This is a genomic window from Gottschalkiaceae bacterium SANA (assembly GCA_036323355.1).
In the GTDB taxonomy this organism is placed as follows: Bacteria; Bacillota; Clostridia; order Tissierellales; family GPF-1; genus GPF-1.
Genome location: AP028876.1, coordinates 2,574,466 through 2,591,936, shown reverse-complemented (window position 1 = coordinate 2,591,936; position 17,471 = coordinate 2,574,466). Strand labels below are relative to the sequence as shown.

Here is a 17,471-nt window from a genome sequence, read left to right as displayed (position 1 = left end):
TAAAAAAATAGTCAAAGCTATAGGAGAACACACCAATCCACAACACTATATTCAGTATATAAGAAAAAATCTTGAACTCGTAGTTTGACTACAAGTTCACTATACAAGGAGGAAACCATGGAACTGATAGCAGGAATTATTGGAATGGTGATTTGTTGGCGGGGCAGGGCATACAAAGAAATTCGTTTGTTTTTTGCTTCATTTGCGATGCTGACATTTTATTTTTGCTATATCATGATTCTTTCTCAGTTTGTAATGCCAAGGACCAGCCTTTGGGAGCATGAAACATTTATGAAGTTCCTATTTGTTTTTTTTACGATTATTCCTTTGATGATGCACGTCGTTATTTACGGTACATTGTTGACTGGAATCTATAAGACGATTAAACGGCTTCAAGGAAACTCTAAGGAAGATCGGATGGAGGAGCAATGAAGCGAATCATTATATTCTTTGGATTATTTTTTGTTTTGCTTATGGCAGGTTGTCAGTCAGAATTGCCTGCTTCATCGGAAACACCTGTAGCAAGTGAACGGGAAGTAGCAGAAGTGTCTAAATTGCCGGATTTCATAGAATGGACCAAAGTCTATCTGGAGGCGGGCTTAGCTGTGATTTATGGTTTAATTTCTCGCTCGGTGCGGGCTGAATGGCTGAAAGGGAGAGCGGCATGAAAAAGTTTTGGATTATATTGCTTGCGATTGCAGCAATAACGATTGTTGTTTTTGTCTGGAATCGGGATGTGGTACGCTACACCTACACTTATATTGGGGAGACGGAGTTATGGACGGCTGAACTTGTGGGAGAGGGGAAGTGGATCTTCCGGGATCAAGGGGATTTCACAAATGTCAAAACCGATGGATACTATCAAATGACAATTCTGTATAAAGGAAAACTCTCTGATTTGAATGCGTTGGATCGTTTTCAAGTGGGCTATGATGCTGGTTCCTTGGGGGGAAGCTCTTTGGAAATCAAGGGAGAGTGGATTGATGAAAAGCAGTTTGTTTTTGAACGTTTCGTTGGCATGGAAGCCGGAAAGGATGCGCTTGTAACGGTAACTGTGGATATGGATGAAGAAGTGGAAAATTTTGAGTTGAAGAAAGTGGAGTGAGCGTTTTGAAAAAGTGAGAGGCATAGAAAAAGCAGGGCACAAGCCCTGCTTTTCTTATAGATTAGGTTTTTTTATTCTACGGTAATGTCGGCTTCTGATTCCCAGATTCCATGAATGTTGCAGTAAGAAATAACATGGAAGCTGCCAGAGCCGTCTAATTTAACCTTTGTTGCTGCATGAGGCTCATCAAAAACGCCGCCTTCACCGTGAGCACGGAACTCGAAGTTGCCGATCTCAACTGGGAATTTACCTTCTGTAGGAACAAAGTATACTTTGAACCATGCAATGTGATGCTCCAAAGTATTTGGATGTGCGATCTCGTCGCCAACGGTTACTTTTAGTTCAAAGGCCTCGCCTTTTTTTACTGATTTAGGGGCATGAATGATTGGAACGTGTTTTTCACCTTTCCAATCGCCGGATTGTACTTTCAACATAGTAATTTCCTCCTTAAATTGTTTTCCGTTAAAGAGGATACCCGCAATGGATTGGAATAAACAGGTAAAATAGTTTTCTTGTCGAATGATTGGGGAAAGGATATAATGAAAGACTGAAAGAGACTAGGAGGGTTGGCGATGGAGAAGATTCAATTAATTGCGACTGCGCCGCAAGGATTAGAGGCAGTTGTGAAACGAGAAATACTTGCGCGTGGCTATCGGATTATAGAAGTAGAGAATGGAAGAATTTTGTATGAAGGGGATCTTACAGCCATCCCTGATTCAAATATTTGGTTACGCACGGCAGACCGAATTCATGTTTTAATGGGAGAGTTCACAGCATTAACTTTCGACGAATTGTATCGAAGAACGCGTGAATTGCCCTGGGAGAAATGGATTCCAGTAACGGGCAAAATGCATGTGAAAGGCAAGGCACAGAAATCACAATTGATGAGTGTGTCGGATTGTCAGTCTATTGTGAAGAAAGCCATTGTGGATCGTATGAAGGAACACCATGAAATTGATTGGTTTGAAGAATCGGGCGCACCCTTTTCGATTCAGATTGCCCTCAATAACGATCGAGCGACTTTAACCATGGATACATCGGGTGTTGGACTTCACAAGCGCGGCTATCGACAAACGCAAGGGGAAGCGCCTATGAAGGAAACTCTGGCGGCGGCATTGGTAAAGTTATCGGTGTGGCGGGCGGACCGTGTGCTTCTGGATCCTTTTTGCGGATCGGGTACGATTCCTATTGAGGCGGCTATGATCGCAAGGAATATCGCACCGGGTTTGGGCCGAAGTTTTGCAGCGGAAGAGTGGCCAATATTGGATGCTTCCGTATGGAAAGAAGCCAAGCGAAAAGCCTACCAAGCGATTGATTACGATACAGAGTTGAAAATTTATGCTTACGATCGAGACCCACGCATGGTAGAGATTGCCAAGGAAAATGCCATTGATGCGGGTGTAGATGACTGCATTGAGTTTGGTGTTCAAGAGTTTGACGGGGTTGATATTCAAGAAGATTATGGTGTAATTATTACCAATCCACCATATGGTGTGCGATTGGGTGAACAGCAAGAGGTAGAAAACTTGTATCGCAAGATGGGTTTGTCTTTCCAACAGCTCACAACGTGGTCCAAGTATATCATCACAGGGGAAGAGCGTTTTGAACGACTTTATGGGATTCAAGCTTTTCGAAACCGAAAATTGTATAACGGACGAATTCGGACCTATTACTATCAGTACCTGGGTCCAAAACCAGTTAAATCAAAAGAAGCGTAATTTGCTTCTTTTTTTCTTGCCTTGAAATGGAAAGAGGGATAAAATTGGTATATACAAATTAAGGAGGGCATTGATGGAAACTTGGTGGATCAAGAGTAAACGAATTGTTTTTCCGGACGGCGTTTCATCCGGGGCGATTTTGGTTGAAAAGGGTAAGATTCAGGCAATCCAGCGTGGAGAAAGTGCGGCGTTTTCTGAAGGAAAAAAAGTGGATGTTGGCGATCGATGGATTGTGCCAGGATTGATTGATATGCATATCCATGGTTCTGGCGGCTGGGCGGTAGGCAGTTCTGATCCAAAGGACCTTCTGGGATTGTCGGATTACTTGCCCAGTGTCGGTGTAACAGCATTTCAACCGTCGACTAGCGGTGCTATGTTCGAGGATTTGATTGAAGAGCTAGGGGCGATTGCGACGGCTATGGATCGACAAACATCCGGTGCGCGAATGATCGGGATCCATATGGAAGGAACCTTTTTAAATCCCAAGAAAAAGGGTGCTTTTCCGGCTGAGGTCTTATTGAAGCCGACTGTTGAAAAGATGCAAGCCTTTTTGGATGCGGGACAAGGAAAAATTCAGCATGTGAGCATGGCACCGGAGATCGAAGGAGCAGAGGCGGTGATTCACTTCTTGAGAGACAAGGGAATCCTTGTGGCGGGCGCTCATACGGATGCAACGTATGAAGAAACTATGCGTGGCATTGAATGGGGAGTGGCTCTTTCTAACCATACTTGCAATGCGCAGCGATCCATTCATCATCGGGACCCCGGCGCTTTGGGGGCGTATTTATTGTCTGACGTGGATTGTGAATTGATTAGTGATTTTGTGCATGTACACCCGCAGATGATGGAGATGATTCGTCGGTTGAAGGGTGTAGAGAAGATTGCGCTGGTTTCCGATGCCATTCTGGCTGCAGGTGTTGCGCCGGGACGCTATGTTTTTGAGGGGAGAGAGATCATCATTGGTGAGGGTGGCGGCAGCACATTGCCGGATGGAACCATTGCTGGCAGTACAGGAAACTTGCTTTTGGGTTTTCAAAACTGGGTGAAGGTTTTGGGGGTTTCTATGGAAGAGGCTAGTGTGATGGCATCGAGAAATCCGGCGCGGATTACCGAGGTGTTGGATCGAAAAGGAAGCATTGAAATTGGAAAGGACGCAGATCTTTTGGTCTTGGATTCTGACCTGTCTCTGGATATGACAGTGTGTGAGGGCAGGGTTGCTTATCGAAAAGACGAAAAAAAAGACCGGACGAATCCGGCCTTTCGAGAATATCTGGTTCAGTAGGCTCCCTTCGGGGAGTCTTTTTTATTCCATGTATTTTTTAAAATTTGTTCGGTTGAGTGCTGTTAGAATAATCATGCCAAGAACAGCGCCCAAGACAAATTGGATGACATTCCAAGGGATGCTGAAGATGGGAAGGATAAAACTGCCATACATCCATCCTGCCGCAATGTAATAACCGGTGACCATCCAGGTGCCAGCAATCATCATGCCGATCATGACTGCGCCGGAGATCTTGATTCCGGTTTTACGGTTAAGAATGGTAGAAGCAAGGAAGGTGAGTGCTGGTATGCCGATAAGGACGGCAATCAATTGCCCTTGTACCCCTGCGATCATAGCACTTGCCTGATCTGCATTGGCTACTTCTTCAAGTCCGTCAATAAATAATTGTGGATTTAGGTTGCCATGACGGGACAAAGTGAAAAAAAAGCCAACAATTAATGCGGAGAAGATGGCAAGAATCAAGGTGCCGCGTTGCTTTGCTTTCTTTGCGTGAAAATTGACGAATATACCCATGAGATAACCCATAATTCCTTTGATTAACAAGGTGGGAATGACCCATTGGGGATAGCCACCCATAAGATCCGCCAGTGCGGAACCGACACCTGCGGCGATCATGCCGGGGACGGGGCCTAAAAGTGCAGCAGCGACAAAGATCATGGTATCGCCCGCGTGAATATAACCTTGGGTAAAAGGCACAGGTATTCGAATAGCAATGGTTGCGATGAAGACTAAGGCGGTCATCATACCGGTGAGTACTAAGGTTTTGGTAGATCGTCCGTTCATAGGTGTTCCTCCCTTTTCTTTTTCTGACAACTCCACTATAATAGAGATGTGACCCCTTTAAAAGGGCCAAAAAAGAAAAAGTGAAAGGGGACAGTATGATATTTCATTATCCCATGGATAAAAAACAAAAGATGCCCTTATACTTGCAATTGTACAGGAATTTGCGCAAGAATATTCGAGAAGGTAAATTGGAGGCGGGCTCGCGTCTGCCGGCGATTCGCGAAATGAAGGAGATTACAGACTTGAGCCGTACCACTGTTGAGAATGCCTATCAGCAATTGATGATGGAAGGATATATTGAAAGCCATCACAAAGTGGGGTATTTTGTCTTGCCTCTGGAAATTGCGGAACCACCAGGTCCTAAGATACAAGCACGTGAAGAATCAGAAAGCTATGGCATGAAAACACCTGTCATGGAAAACATGGGGGTGGATCCGACCAGTTTTGATTTTGGTCTTTGGAGAAAACTTCACGCCCAGATTCTTAGGGAACAGAGTGGGGACTTGATTCGGAGCGGAGATGTAACGGGTGAGATGGCCTTAAAGTTGCAATTGAGGGAACAATTGCGACGGGATCGCGGCGTAGATTGTTTGCCGGAGCAGATTGTTATCGGCGCCGGAGTGCAGGTGCTCTTGGGTATGCTTTTGCCCCTTTTACCGGACAAAATGCGCCGTGTTGGCTTGGAGGATCCAGGTTTTGTCAAGGCGCAATATGTCTTTGAGGACTATGGATGGAAAACAGTAAAGATACCCCTGGTTGACGGTGGGATGGATGTAGAGCGGTTGCAAGAAAGCAGCAGTCGTGTAGCCTATGTAAGCCCGTCTCATCAGTATCCGACAGGAACGGTTATGTCTGTTGCCAAGCGAGAAGCTCTCCTACGCTGGGCCGAAAGTGAATCTGGGATGATTATTGAGGATGACTATGACAGTTATTTGCGATATTCGGGGAATCCAATTCCTGCTCTACAGGGCATGGACCGAAATGATCGTGTGGTATATTTGGGTTCCTTGTCGAAACTGCTGCTGCCTTCCTTGCGGATCAGCTATATGATTTTACCCATGCCAATGTTAAAAAAATTTACAAGCAACAAAAAAAGGATGACACCCAGCGCTTCGAAAATTGATCAGTTGACCTTGGCGAAGTTTATAGAAGAGGGGCATTATGAGCGACATTTGCGACGGATTCGGAAGATATACCGAAAGAAAAATACCCTGCTTGACGAACTGCTAACCCGTGACGCTGGGGATTTGATTTCTGTTTTGGGAACGGAGTCTGGGGTGCATTTGCTTTTAGAAATGCAGAAGCCTTTGCCTGTAGGGGAAATTGTTAGTCAGGCTTATGACAAAGGAATATACTTAGAAGAGATTGAATCCATCGATCCAAACCGTCAGCTTTTGTTGTTTCCATATAGTGGAATTTTATACACGAAAATTGAAGCGGTTTGTGGACAATTGATGGAAATTTTGAAAGGAAGTGAGTCGGATGAAGGGGCGGTTGGCAGCGCTTAATCTTCCGGGAATCGGAAATCAAAGCATACGAAAAGCGGAAGTTAAAAACGAAATATTTTCTGATGATTTTTCCATCTGGTGCGAACAGGTTGGCATGGCTTGGTCAAATAATTATGGCGTATTCACAAGACAAAAGGCATGGGATTTGGCAAGTCGGCAAATGGAGACGATAAAAAAGTTGGGCGGTGAAATTTTGTGTCCGGAAGGATCTTTTTATCCGGAGGTGTTTTCTGAATTAAGCAATCCACCGTTGCTGATCTCCGTATTGGGTGATTCATCTTTGCTTAAAAGAAGGGGCCTTGCAATTATTGGAAGTCGCAAACCAAGTGAATTTGCAAAGAACAGGTCCTATTTATTGGGGCGAGAATGCGCCAAAGAGGACCGTGTAGCAGTTAGCGGCTTAGCTTTGGGTTGTGACACCCTTGCTCATTGGGGTGCATTGAGCGTCAAGGGAAAAACGATTGCTGTATTGCCATCAGACCTGTCTAGAATTGTTCCACAAAAAAATGCTAGATTGGCAAGGCAAATTGTTGAAGGTCAAGGACTATTACTCAGTGAAGTATTCCCTGAGATCAAATTAGAACCCTATCATTTTGTGCAACGCAACCGGTTGATTGCTGCTTTAAGTGAATGGATCCTTGTCGTACAAGCAGAAAAGGCTTCCGGCAGCATGCATACAGTTCGAATGGGAAGGAAACTGAATCGAAAAATTGGCGTTGCTTTGTGTGAAGGAGATTGCATGGGAGAAGGATGTCAGTGGATCGTGGATCAATCCTGGGGATGTTCATTTTGCCATTTAAAAAACATCTTGTGATTCTGTTCGGTCCCTATATCCTTTTACATTCGGGGTTGAACCCGATATACTTATATTTGAATGATAAAAGGTCGAGCCTTGGCCGAAGGGAGTACAATATGATGGATTATCGAGAAGGAGCCGCACATTATGGGGCCACCACGGTCTTTGCGGGTGTTTCTTTTCATATAGCGCCAAAGGAACGAATTGGACTGGTTGGTGTCAATGGGTGTGGAAAAACAACATTGTTGAAGATCTTGGCCGGTAAGATGGAGGGGGAGGGACGCATGACCCTTCGCCGGAATACGAGTGTCAAGATTTTGGAACAGGACCTAGCACCCTCAAAAGAGTCAATTGGAAGCATTCTTAAGGGTGCTTTTTCAGATGTGGATGCCTCGCGAGAACGCTTGAATGAGTATGAGCTGGAGATGGCGGAAAAACCCGATGAGTTGGAGCGTATTATGCCGCTCTATCTGTCAGAGCTGGAAAATTATCAGGAGATTGGGGGCTATCAGGTAGAAGAGAAAGCCAATCGCATGAAACAAGGCCTGAAAATTCCCGAAAGCTGGCTGGAGCGATCCATGGACAGTCTAAGTGGCGGGGAGCGATTTCGAGTGCGTTTGGCACGGGCTTTATTGGAAGAACCGGACTTGATGCTTTTGGATGAGCCGACCAACCATCTGGATTTGCCGACCATTGTTTGGCTGGAAGACTATCTCTTGCAGACCAGTATGGCTCTATTGATTGTTTCTCACGACCGATACTTTTTGGATCGCATTGTGGAGAAGGTATTTGAATTACACCCCGACCATATGGAGGAGTATCACGGTAATTATAGTTACTATCAGACTGAACGGGAAAGACGGTTTTTGGAATCCTTGAAACATTTTGAATTGCATCAGAAGAAGATTCAGCGAATGGAAGCCCAGATCGAGCGCTTTCGCATATGGGGAAAGATGCGTGATAGCGAAGTCATGTATAAGCGCGCCAAGGAGTTGGAAAAACGGTTGGTAAAACTGGAGGCAAGAACTCCGGGCAAGCCCTGGATTCCAGAAACTCGATTTGCCCTGCGTTCATCGCAAACGCGAAGGTCTGGCAAAGAGGTGCTTCAGTTGAAGGGGATTTCTAAGTTTTTTGGAGAAAATGAGGTCTTGAAGGATATTGATTTATTGCTTCGATATCAAGAAAACATTGCCTTGTTGGGACGGAATGGAGCGGGGAAATCCACTCTGTTTAAAGTCGTCTTGGGGGAATTGGAACCGGATGCGGGAGAGATTCGTATTGGCCCTTCTACCCAGATTGCCTTTATGCCTCAGGAAATCTATTTGGATTCCGAACGCAGTATTTTGGATTATTGGGAAAAGACTCGGGAAATTGTGACTCTTGACGCCCGTCGGGAATTGGCACAGTTGGGTTTTCGTGGGGACCATGTTTTTGCACCTATGATGGGATTGTCGGGCGGCGAACGTCGAAGATTAGCCCTTGGCGCCATGATGAAGAATGCTCCAAATACCTTGATCTTGGATGAGCCTACCAATCATTTGGATTTGGACGCACGAGAGATCCTCGAAAGCGAGCTGCAAAAATTTACAGGAACCGTGCTTTTTGCATCCCATGATCGATATTTTATTGAAAAGATGGCGGATCGTCTTCTCTTTTTAGAAGATGGGACTTTGCGAACGGTGGATTCGTTGGAAGAGGCTTTTTTCCCAGAGGAGGAAGATGAGCCAAAACAAATTATTAAGAAAAAGAAAAGAAACGATCGAAGAAGATCAGATCAGCCAGAGAAAAAACGCAGGGAAGTAGAAGCTCGAGTTGTGGAATTAGAGAATGAAATTGAGCGTTTGGATCAGGAATTGAATTTTGAAAACCATTCTGTGGAAGAATTACAACATTTGTTTGATATGAAAGTAAAATGGGAAGAAGAATGGGAAAACCTTTCGGAGTACTTAGAGACAGAGGAGAATGAATTGTAACGATTACAATCTATGTTAAAGAGTTGACATTCGATCTAAATCTTCGTAGAATGAACTAAATGATAATTGTTATCAATTGGAGGTAAGGCGAATGACTCTTTTATATAGTAAACCGGGAGTACCCATGCTAGTCGATGAAATTACATGGTCACCAGGCGTAAAACGCAGATTGGAAGATATGGGATTTATTAAAGGAACGCCGGTTTGTGTGGTTCGCTCCGATGGATTTGGTGCTATTGTTGTAGAGATTAAAGGTTCCAAGTTATTATTGGGACGTGGGATGGCGCAAAAAATTAAAGTTAAAGAAGCGGCTTAAATTCTAAGCCGTATTTATTTGCAAAGCGATGATAACCATTCTCAATTAAAGGGGCGAAATAAAGATGAAAGAATTGGTTTTGGCGGGGAACCCCAATGCGGGAAAAACAACGTTATTTAATGAATTGACAGGCGCGCGGCAAAGTGTAGGGAATTGGCCAGGCGTAACTGTAGAAAAAAAACAAGGGAAATTCACCTATCAGGATGAAAATTGGGTGGTTACGGATTTACCAGGCACCTATAGTCTTTCCCCTTACTCAATGGAGGAGAAAATTGCAGGTGATTATATTGTGGCACAAAATCCTGCCGTTGTTATCAATATTATCGATGCGTCGAATTTGGAAAGAAACTTGTATTTGACCCTGCAACTTTTGGAATTGCAGCAGCCAACCGTAATTGCTATGAATATGATGGATATTGTTGCACGATGGCAGATTGAATTAAATATAAAGAAATTGTCAGAAAAACTGGGTGTCCCCATTATACCTATTTCCGCTAGTCAGGCTGAGGGTTTGGAAGAACTTCGACAAGCTGTATCAGAGGTTTCAAAAGATCCATCTATTGGGATGGGAAATCCATTGACGTTTTCCAAGGAAATTGAAGCCTTGATTCAGAAATTAATGATTGATTACAAATTGGAAGATGGCGGTCATCGTGCAAGATGGCAGGCAATTCGCATTATTGAAGAGGACTTGGATGTATGCGATGCCTTGGGCGTTGAGATTGAGCATCTTTATGATCATCAGCGAACGGAGATTACACATCTTCGCTATCGTTATATTCATGATCTGATTGATCGAGTGATGAAACGGCCAGACCGGTTTGAGTCCATGACGGAGAAGGCAGATAAGATGTTAATGCACCCCTGGTTTGGATTGCCAATCTTCGGATTTTTTATGTTTTTGGTGTTCAAGCTGACCTTTAGTTTGGGTGGTTTGTTTGCTGGACCTGTGGAAGGATTTTTCGGCTGGCTTTCGATGAATGTGGGCTCGATTTTGACAAACTTACATGTAGCGGAGTGGATGATTTCCTTAATTACCGATGGTGTCATTGCCGGAGTTGGTGGTGTATTGGTATTTTTACCGAATATCGCATTTTTATTCCTAGCTTTAGCTATTCTTGAAGACAGCGGTTATATGGCTCGAGTTGCTTTTATTATGGATCGATTTATGCGCAAGGTGGGATTAAGTGGCAAGGCATTTATTCCATTATTGATGGGATTTGGCTGTTCCGTTCCGGCTGTGATGGCGACACGGAGTTTGGAAAGTGATCGGGATCGAAAGGCAGCCATGATGATGATTCCCTTTATGTCCTGTGGGGCTCGCATGCCGATTTATATGCTTTTTTCATCGATCTTTTTCCCGGGTAGAGAAGCGATCGTCACCTTCTTTCTGTACTTTTTGGGAATTCTGGTTGCGGTGTTGATGGGAACCATCTTTAAAGATACCTTGTTCAAAGGCTCGGGTGATCCCTTCATTATGGAAATGCCGAGCTATCATACTCCAACGATGAAAACGGTTGGACGTAGTGTTAGAGAAGAAGTCGGCAATTATATTGTAAAAGCTGGAACTGTGATTCTAGCTGCATCAGTAGTTCTTTGGGGATTATTGAATTTTAATATGCATGGAATGGTAGAGATGGTTGATAGCTTCGGTGCGCAAATTGGACATTGGATCGCGCCGATTTTTGCGCCAATGGGCTTTGGAAATTGGCAGTCGTCTTTATCTTTGATAACGGGTATTGTTGCGAAAGAAACCATTGTTGCGAATATATCCATTATATTCGGTATGGGTGAGGCAGCTGGTCAAGCAGCTCTGAATGGAGATACATCCAGTATGCTTACAGGTATTCAAGCAGCATTCCCCTTGGCAGCGGCATTTGCTTTCTTGATCTTCAGTCTCTTGTATACGCCGTGTGTGGCAACGTTGGCGGTTATTAAAAGGGAGACGAAATCTTGGCGATGGATGTTTTTCTCTGCCAGCTACACTTTTGCGGTGGCATGGATTTACGCTGTGACTGGCTATGCACTGGCATCACGTTTTTCAGTAGGAATTTCTGGGTTTGCTTTGGCCGTGGGCACCATGGGGCTGATCGGTCTGCGCACGCATCAAAAGTCAAGAAAGGAAGAATTCGAATGGGAACAATCATAACAATTGGATTGACCGCTGGTATTGGTTGGTGGGTAACACGGATCATTTCTAGACAAGTGAAAGCGATTAAATCTGGGAAATGCGCTGGGTGTGCGAAGGATTGTTCAACCTGTAATTTACCGGTTGATTTTACAGAATAAATTAAGCAAGCCATCTATGAATTTGTAGATGGCTTTTCTTGTTTACACGGGTTTTTCTGGTATAATTGGGATGAAATGATGAATGAAAGGAGGACCTGTATGATTCAAGACGCGGTATTGAACGCAGCAACAAAGGAATGGAATTCGTCTTCAGTAGGCTGGATTCATGAAATTTTGGATGCACTTCCCTATTGGGCTCGATTTGTAGAACTTCAATCGCAAAAGGTCTTTCTAAATGCTCGTATGAAAGAGGATTTGGGAAAAGGAAATCCGGATATGCTTTCCTATATCGATGCAGAAGGGTGCTTTGGTTGCAATCATTGTATTCGTGTAATTGCTGAAAACACAGCTTTATCTGTTGAAAAGGAACGAAAGATTGGTTCACGATTTTATCAGGTTCGCAATGTACCAATCAAGGATCAGTCTGGAAAATTGTACGGCGTTCTAGAAACCTTTGTTGATATTACTCAAAAGAAAGAATTAGAAGAAACTTTGATTCGCAATAAAATCAAACTAGATCGTGATCTAGATTTTTCTCGATTGCTGCAGGAAAAAATTCTGCCGAACAATCAGCATTTTGCTCATGTTCTGTTGGACTATATCTATCGTCCTTCTGAGATTCTTAGCGGTGATATGTTTGATATCTTTGAGCTTCAAAAGGGTGAGTATACGGGGATGTATATCAGCGATGTAGTTGGTCACGGGGTGTCGGCATCATTATTGACCATGTTTATTCGTCAGACCATGCGTGCATTGAAGGATGAGTCTGTGTCTCCAGCGGAAATATTAAAAAGGTTGCATAAGAAATTTTCTGACTTGGATTTAGAAGCGGACAAGTATTTCACCATTGTTTACGCCGTGTATAATCATAAGACAAAAGTTCTGCGTTATGCCAATGGTGGTCATATTTGCATGCCTATTTTGAGCCGGCAGGACGGGACGATTGATATTTTAGAGGGATCAGGATATCCGATTTCCAGTCTCTTTGCACAGGTTACTTTTCAAGAGGAAGAAATCCTTGTGCATGCTGACGATCGTTTACTTTTGTATACCGATGGTCTATTGGAAGCAAAAGGAGAAGATGGAGAGCAATTTGGGATGGAGCGTCTGCTTCATGTTGTGAGAGAGACCAAACTCGATACTAATATTATTCGTAATATTGATCTTGCCTTACGGCTTTTTGCTCAGGATAAACAAAAAGATGATTTTGCCATGATGAAAATACGATTTATTTAGGAGGATAAAATGATTCGAATCAATCAAACAAAAGCAGGTGTCTCAACGAACGAGATGGATGCATGGAAAGAAAAAGCAATTGCGGCTAACCGGGCTTTGCATGAAGGAACAGGGAAAGGTGCAGATTATTTGGGTTGGGTGAATCTGCCGGAAACCATGGACCCCGCAATTTTAAAGGCTGTTGAAGAGGCGGCCAAGCGCATTCAAGCGCAGTCCGAGGTTTTGGTGGTGATTGGAATCGGGGGATCATATCTGGGTTCAAAAGCAGCCATTGAAACCTTGAATCATTCCTTCTATAATCTGCAGTCCAATGAAGATCGTCGAGGTCCAGTGGTATTGTTTGCTGGACATCAGATTTCAGGGCGCTATACCAAGCAATTGATTGATTGGATCGGCGAAAAAGATTTTTCTGTCAATGTAATCAGCAAGTCCGGAACCACAACGGAACCGGCGATTGCATTTCGCGCATTGAAGAAGATTTTAGAAGAACGATATGGTAAAGATGGTGCACGAGAAAGAATCTATGTGACAACGGATGAAAAACGGGGCGCCTTGCGCACTTTGGCGGATCAGGAAGGATATACAAGTTTTGTGATCCCAGATGTTGTAGGTGGTCGATATTCGATCTTTACGCCAGTGGGTTTATTGCCGATTGCCGCAACGGGTGTATCCATTGCTGAAATGATGGCGGGCGCAAAAAAAGCGCAAGAAGATTGTGCATTGGAAGAAATTGAAAAAAATCCCGCATTGCAATATGCAATATTACGAAATTGCCTTTTAGCGGATGGAAAGACCATTGAAATCTTAGCAAATTATGAACCGTCGCTTCATTTTATTGCGGAATGGTGGAAGCAATTGTACGGTGAGAGTGAAGGCAAAGATGGTCTTGGTATTTTTCCATCTTCTGTTGATTTTTCAACAGATCTTCATTCCATGGGTCAATATATTCAGGATGGACCACGAAATCTCTTTGAGACCGTTTTGCATCTAGCATCTATAGAAGAAGACTTGGTGATCGAAGAGGATGAGCAAAATTTGGATCAATTGAACTATTTGGCTGGCAAAACCTTTGCGGAGGTGAATCAAAGCGCGTTTGAGGGAACCCTTTTGGCACATGTTGACGGAGGTGTACCCAATATCATCATCGAAATGGAGAAGATGGATCCAGAAACCTTTGGATATTTGATTTATTTCTTCGAGAAGGCCTGTGGCATTAGTGGATATCTTTTGGGTGTCAATCCCTTTGATCAACCGGGTGTTGAAGCCTACAAACGAAATATGTTTGCTTTGCTAGGGAAAGCTGGATATGAAGAATTGGCTCGTCAACTAAAGAGTCGTTAAAGAGAGAGCCGAAAGGCTCTTTTTTTTCCATATGTTTGCAAACGTTTTCAGATAGTTGTTTGACTTTAGAATTGAACTCTGGGAAAATAGAAATATGAAGAAATTGTAAAAAGTATTGTGGGTGAAATTATTTTGGTTTAATTGGATGCAGTTTCTTCAAAAATCGAAAGGAGTGATTCTATGAGTCGCGATAATTGGGGGAGCCGTACTGCTTTTGTATTGGCTGCCGTTGGTTCTGCAGCAGGTCTGGGTAACGTATGGAGATTTCCATATATGGCTGCGCAAAATGGTGGAGGCGCTTTTTTACTACCGTACTTTATTGCCCTGTTTACAGCAGGGATACCGCTTTTGATTTTTGAGTTTTACTTGGGGCACCGCTATCAAACTGGTGCACCGACTGCGATGCAAAATATCAGTGAAAAATGGGAGCCTTTGGGATGGCTGTCCGTATTCGTTAGTTTTGCAATTGTTTGTTATTATCCCGTCATTATGGCGTGGGTGTTCAATTACTTATGGCATGCCTTTTCTTTGGCATGGGAAGGCGATACAGCGGGATTCTTCTTTGGTCAGATTCTGTCCTTGTCTGATGGACCGGCAGCTGATTTTGGTTTGAAGATTCCGATTCTGATTGGATTACTTTTGACATGGTTCTTTATTTGGTGGTCAATCCGTGACGGTGTAAAATCTGTAGGAGTCGTTGTTAAAGTGACCGTTACCTTGCCAATCGTTATGTTGATTATCTTGGCCATCCGTGGCGTGACCCTGCCAGGAGCCGTTGATGGAATCAACTACTATTTAAATCCTGACTTTAGCAAACTTACAAATTGGAAGGTTTGGGCGGATGCCTATGGGCAGATCTTCTTTAGTTTATCGGTGGCCTTTGGCGTTATGGTTGCATATTCCAGTTTCTTGCCAAAGGATTCTGATGTGACGAACAATGCGATAATGACAGCCCTAGCAAACTGCGGGACCTCTTTCTTGGGTGGATTTGCAGTCTTTGGAACCCTCGGATATATGGCGCAGGTTCAAGGTGCCTATGTTGGCGATGTTGCAGGTTCTGGTGGTTTGGGCATGGCCTTTGTGGTCTTCCCAGAAGCCTTAGCGACCTTGCCGTTTGGTCGGGTGGCGTTTGCGTTGATCTTCTTTATCATGCTTTTGACTCTAGGAATCGATTCAGCCTTCTCTTTGGTTGAATCTGTATCGACAGCATTAGCCGATAAGTTTGCCTGGAACCGCAAGAAAACAACCATCGGTGTGGTTGCAGTTGCTGGTGTGTTCAGCTTGATCTTCGCGACCAAGTCTGGTTTGTACTGGCTAGATGTTGTTGATCGTTATGTCAATCAATTTGGCATTATCGGCGTTGCCTTCTTGGAAGCCATTATGATTGTGACTTCTATCAAGGCAGAAACCATTCGAAACTATGTCAACGAGGTGTCCGAAGTTCATCTTGGAAAATGGTTTAACTATCTATTGGGATTGGTTACACCATTGATATTGGGTGTTATTTTGACAGGCAATATCTACAATGAAATTACTGACTTGGCAGCAGGCACACTCTATGAAGGATATCCAATGTGGGTAATCGCAGTTGGCGGATATGGCGTCTTGGCGGCATTAGTTATTGCGTCCTTCATTTTTGGTCTGAAGAAGACGGCTGTCAACGTGGAAGAATAGGAGGGAAGAGATGACTGCAGGAGCATGGATTATGTTGATCTTTGGTGTTGTCGTTCTCTATGGCGGTTTAGCGTGGAGTCTTGGACGAGCCAATAAGGGTAAATAGATAGATGTGTATAACGGGGGCCTATTGGTCCCCGTTTGATTTTATCTGTTTCACCACCTGATTGGGGATGGATATCTCCGTCTCTTTATTTGTGGCTTCGCCACCTATTTGTTGACGGATACCTCCGTCTCTTTATTTGTGGCTTCGCCACCTGATGTTAACGAAATGTGAATCCTCTCTGGAAACCTTGTGAATCACGCCAATAATGATTATAATTAGGTTTGATTAGTATAGCAGTAGACGGGAGAGAAAAGATGAAACATTTTTTGCGTATTTTTGGGACCGCCTTATTGGTGTTCACCCTTGTAATTGGTGGTGGAATGATGCTAGTTCACGGCATGACTTCTTCACCGGAAATGAATTTTCCAGAACCGGGAGAAGTAACAACGGATCCCGAGGTGGTTTTAACACCGCCTGATGAAGGGAGCGAGGAGACGCCAATTGTCGAGCCAGAACCTGAGCCGGAGCAATTGAGTGACCTCTATCTTGCCATGCAAGCTTCTAATCGCATTAATGCGGTTATTATTGGAATGGAAGGACCTCGAACCGATACGATTATCTTTGCAAGTATCGATCCTGATTTGAAACGAATTGATTTGATTAATATTCCGAGAGATACCTATTATTATGAAAAGGGATATGAAGAAGCGGACCTTCGCAAGGTCAATGCGGTACACGGCCGTGAGGGTACTGATGGAATTAAAACCGCGGTTAGCACTTTGTTGTATAAAACACCTGTTGATTTCTATGTCAAGGTGAATTACAACGGTGTGGCTGCAATCGTAAATTTAGTTGGTGGCATCGAAGTCAATGTGCCTTATGACATGGAATATGATGATGAATGGGCAGAACCGGAACTTCATATTAATCTTTTGGCAGGCAGGCAAGAGTTGAATGGTTTGCAGGCATTGGACTTTTTGCGATTTAGAAAGAGCAATGACGGAACGATTTTTATCGGTGATGTCGGACGAATTGAAAATCAAAAGAAGGTGATCAAAGCGATTACGGATAAAGCCTTGAGTTATCGATTTATTAAAGTCGTTGAAACGGCCTTCGATTATGTAAAGACGGATATGGGCATTGCCAATGGACTGAAAATTGGAACGAGTTTTGCAACAGGATTCTCTTCTGATTCGATCTTTATGCATACCCTTCCAGGAGATACAAAAAATATGACCTTTGGTAGTCAGACCTTGAACTACTGGGTGCAGGATTATAAGGTAACGGAGAAAACGGAAGATTTATTGGAAGAAATTTATGCGCCAGAAATTACGGAAATCCAAGCGAATCAAGAGAAGGAATAAATAGAGTAAAAATACACCCCACAATTTTGTGGGGTGTATT

18 protein-coding genes are annotated in these 17,471 nt (G+C 43.6%); 16 read left to right on the top strand and 2 right to left on the bottom strand.

From position 1 onward, the window contains the following. The first annotated feature begins 117 nt into the window (after positions 1-117). From AC25CA_RS12620 to AC25CA_RS12610, 3 genes are read left to right on the top strand one after another with little or no spacing between them, the layout of a single operon-like run. Entirely contained in the window at positions 118-432 is a 315-nt protein-coding gene (locus AC25CA_RS12620) for a hypothetical protein (protein ID WP_486814186.1), read from the top strand. After that, positions 429-668, top strand: a complete 240-nt coding sequence (locus AC25CA_RS12615; RefSeq protein ID WP_486814185.1) for a hypothetical protein — start codon at positions 429-431, stop codon at positions 666-668. Before AC25CA_RS12620 ends, AC25CA_RS12615 begins: the two co-directional genes overlap by 4 nt. Continuing rightward, positions 665-1,105: a hypothetical protein gene (locus tag AC25CA_RS12610; protein WP_486814184.1), complete on the top strand. Its 441-nt coding sequence runs from the start codon at positions 665-667 to the stop codon at positions 1,103-1,105. Before AC25CA_RS12615 ends, AC25CA_RS12610 begins: the two co-directional genes overlap by 4 nt. A 71-nt stretch (positions 1,106-1,176) precedes the next feature. Here the strand turns inward: AC25CA_RS12610 and AC25CA_RS12605 are convergent, their stop codons facing one another. After that, positions 1,177-1,539 carry a class II SORL domain-containing protein gene (locus AC25CA_RS12605; RefSeq protein WP_486814183.1) on the bottom strand — a complete coding sequence of 121 codons (363 nt, stop codon included), beginning with the start codon at positions 1,537-1,539 and terminating at the stop codon, positions 1,177-1,179. 138 nt (positions 1,540-1,677) lie between these two features. Between AC25CA_RS12605 and AC25CA_RS12600 the strand changes: the two genes are divergently transcribed. Together AC25CA_RS12600 and nagA are read left to right on the top strand one after the other, a co-directional pair. Continuing rightward, positions 1,678-2,823, top strand: coding sequence for a THUMP domain-containing class I SAM-dependent RNA methyltransferase (locus tag AC25CA_RS12600; RefSeq protein ID WP_486814182.1), 1,146 nt, complete (start codon positions 1,678-1,680; stop codon positions 2,821-2,823). Positions 2,824-2,896: 73 nt separating this feature from the next. After that, positions 2,897-4,105, top strand: a complete 1,209-nt coding sequence (gene nagA / locus AC25CA_RS12595; protein WP_486814181.1) for an N-acetylglucosamine-6-phosphate deacetylase — start codon at positions 2,897-2,899, stop codon at positions 4,103-4,105. Between the two features lie 21 nt (positions 4,106-4,126). On the opposite strand, the gene AC25CA_RS12590 is transcribed toward nagA, so the two are convergent. Beyond that, positions 4,127-4,888, bottom strand: coding sequence for an ECF transporter S component (locus AC25CA_RS12590; protein WP_486814180.1), 762 nt, complete (start codon positions 4,886-4,888; stop codon positions 4,127-4,129). Between the two features lie 95 nt (positions 4,889-4,983). Between AC25CA_RS12590 and pdxR the strand changes: the two genes are divergently transcribed. From pdxR to AC25CA_RS12535, 11 genes are all read left to right on the top strand, one after another. Beyond that, positions 4,984-6,396: a MocR-like pyridoxine biosynthesis transcription factor PdxR gene (gene pdxR, locus AC25CA_RS12585; RefSeq protein WP_486814179.1), complete on the top strand. Its 1,413-nt coding sequence runs from the start codon at positions 4,984-4,986 to the stop codon at positions 6,394-6,396. Then, complete coding sequence (locus AC25CA_RS12580) at positions 6,371-7,210, top strand: DNA-processing protein DprA (RefSeq protein WP_486814178.1); 840 nt, start codon at positions 6,371-6,373, stop codon at positions 7,208-7,210. Before pdxR ends, AC25CA_RS12580 begins: the two co-directional genes overlap by 26 nt. 98 nt (positions 7,211-7,308) lie before the next feature. Continuing rightward, positions 7,309-9,165, top strand: coding sequence for a ribosomal protection-like ABC-F family protein (gene abc-f / locus AC25CA_RS12575; protein WP_486814177.1), 1,857 nt, complete (start codon positions 7,309-7,311; stop codon positions 9,163-9,165). A 91-nt stretch (positions 9,166-9,256) separates the two neighbouring features. Next, positions 9,257-9,481 (top strand): FeoA family protein, encoded by a 225-nt coding sequence (locus AC25CA_RS12570; protein ID WP_486814176.1) that lies wholly within the window; start codon positions 9,257-9,259, stop codon positions 9,479-9,481. A 64-nt stretch (positions 9,482-9,545) separates the two neighbouring features. Then, the gene (feoB, locus tag AC25CA_RS12565) at positions 9,546-11,630 is read left to right on the top strand and encodes a ferrous iron transport protein B (protein WP_486814175.1); all 2,085 of its coding nucleotides are present in this window, start codon (positions 9,546-9,548) and stop codon (positions 11,628-11,630) included. Continuing rightward, entirely contained in the window at positions 11,615-11,770 is a 156-nt protein-coding gene (locus AC25CA_RS12560) for a hypothetical protein (RefSeq protein WP_486814174.1), read from the top strand. Before feoB ends, AC25CA_RS12560 begins: the two co-directional genes overlap by 16 nt. Before the next feature lie 99 nt (positions 11,771-11,869). After that, entirely contained in the window at positions 11,870-13,006 is a 1,137-nt protein-coding gene (locus AC25CA_RS12555) for a SpoIIE family protein phosphatase (protein WP_486814173.1), read from the top strand. A gap of 9 nt (positions 13,007-13,015) precedes the next feature. After that, entirely contained in the window at positions 13,016-14,347 is a 1,332-nt protein-coding gene (locus AC25CA_RS12550) for a glucose-6-phosphate isomerase (protein WP_486814172.1), read from the top strand. A gap of 180 nt (positions 14,348-14,527) precedes the next feature. Further along, complete coding sequence (locus AC25CA_RS12545) at positions 14,528-16,021, top strand: sodium-dependent transporter (protein WP_486814171.1); 1,494 nt, start codon at positions 14,528-14,530, stop codon at positions 16,019-16,021. A gap of 10 nt (positions 16,022-16,031) precedes the next feature. Then, complete coding sequence (locus AC25CA_RS12540) at positions 16,032-16,127, top strand: MetS family NSS transporter small subunit (RefSeq protein WP_486814170.1); 96 nt, start codon at positions 16,032-16,034, stop codon at positions 16,125-16,127. 254 nt (positions 16,128-16,381) lie between these two features. Continuing rightward, on the top strand, positions 16,382-17,431 hold the full coding sequence (locus AC25CA_RS12535; RefSeq protein ID WP_486814169.1) for an LCP family protein: 1,050 nt from the start codon (positions 16,382-16,384) through the stop codon (positions 17,429-17,431). Positions 17,432-17,471 lie beyond the last annotated feature (40 nt).

Excerpts from the sequence above, each read along its gene's own strand:
- AC25CA_RS12620 (WP_486814186.1), top strand. The coding sequence starts at position 118 with ATGGAACTGATAGCAGGAATTATTGGAATGGTGATTTGTTGGCGGGGC.
- AC25CA_RS12615 (WP_486814185.1), top strand. The coding sequence starts at position 429 with ATGAAGCGAATCATTATATTCTTTGGATTATTTTTTGTTTTGCTTATG.
- AC25CA_RS12610 (WP_486814184.1), top strand. The coding sequence starts at position 665 with ATGAAAAAGTTTTGGATTATATTGCTTGCGATTGCAGCAATAACGATT.
- AC25CA_RS12605 (WP_486814183.1), bottom strand. The coding sequence starts at position 1,539 with ATGTTGAAAGTACAATCCGGCGATTGGAAAGGTGAAAAACACGTTCCA.
- AC25CA_RS12600 (WP_486814182.1), top strand. The coding sequence starts at position 1,678 with ATGGAGAAGATTCAATTAATTGCGACTGCGCCGCAAGGATTAGAGGCA.
- nagA (WP_486814181.1), top strand. The coding sequence starts at position 2,897 with ATGGAAACTTGGTGGATCAAGAGTAAACGAATTGTTTTTCCGGACGGC.
- AC25CA_RS12590 (WP_486814180.1), bottom strand. The coding sequence starts at position 4,888 with ATGAACGGACGATCTACCAAAACCTTAGTACTCACCGGTATGATGACC.
- pdxR (WP_486814179.1), top strand. The coding sequence starts at position 4,984 with ATGATATTTCATTATCCCATGGATAAAAAACAAAAGATGCCCTTATAC.
- AC25CA_RS12580 (WP_486814178.1), top strand. The coding sequence starts at position 6,371 with ATGAAGGGGCGGTTGGCAGCGCTTAATCTTCCGGGAATCGGAAATCAA.
- abc-f (WP_486814177.1), top strand. The coding sequence starts at position 7,309 with ATGATGGATTATCGAGAAGGAGCCGCACATTATGGGGCCACCACGGTC.
- AC25CA_RS12570 (WP_486814176.1), top strand. The coding sequence starts at position 9,257 with ATGACTCTTTTATATAGTAAACCGGGAGTACCCATGCTAGTCGATGAA.
- feoB (WP_486814175.1), top strand. The coding sequence starts at position 9,546 with ATGAAAGAATTGGTTTTGGCGGGGAACCCCAATGCGGGAAAAACAACG.
- AC25CA_RS12560 (WP_486814174.1), top strand. The coding sequence starts at position 11,615 with ATGGGAACAATCATAACAATTGGATTGACCGCTGGTATTGGTTGGTGG.
- AC25CA_RS12555 (WP_486814173.1), top strand. The coding sequence starts at position 11,870 with ATGATTCAAGACGCGGTATTGAACGCAGCAACAAAGGAATGGAATTCG.
- AC25CA_RS12550 (WP_486814172.1), top strand. The coding sequence starts at position 13,016 with ATGATTCGAATCAATCAAACAAAAGCAGGTGTCTCAACGAACGAGATG.
- AC25CA_RS12545 (WP_486814171.1), top strand. The coding sequence starts at position 14,528 with ATGAGTCGCGATAATTGGGGGAGCCGTACTGCTTTTGTATTGGCTGCC.
- AC25CA_RS12540 (WP_486814170.1), top strand. The coding sequence starts at position 16,032 with ATGACTGCAGGAGCATGGATTATGTTGATCTTTGGTGTTGTCGTTCTC.
- AC25CA_RS12535 (WP_486814169.1), top strand. The coding sequence starts at position 16,382 with ATGAAACATTTTTTGCGTATTTTTGGGACCGCCTTATTGGTGTTCACC.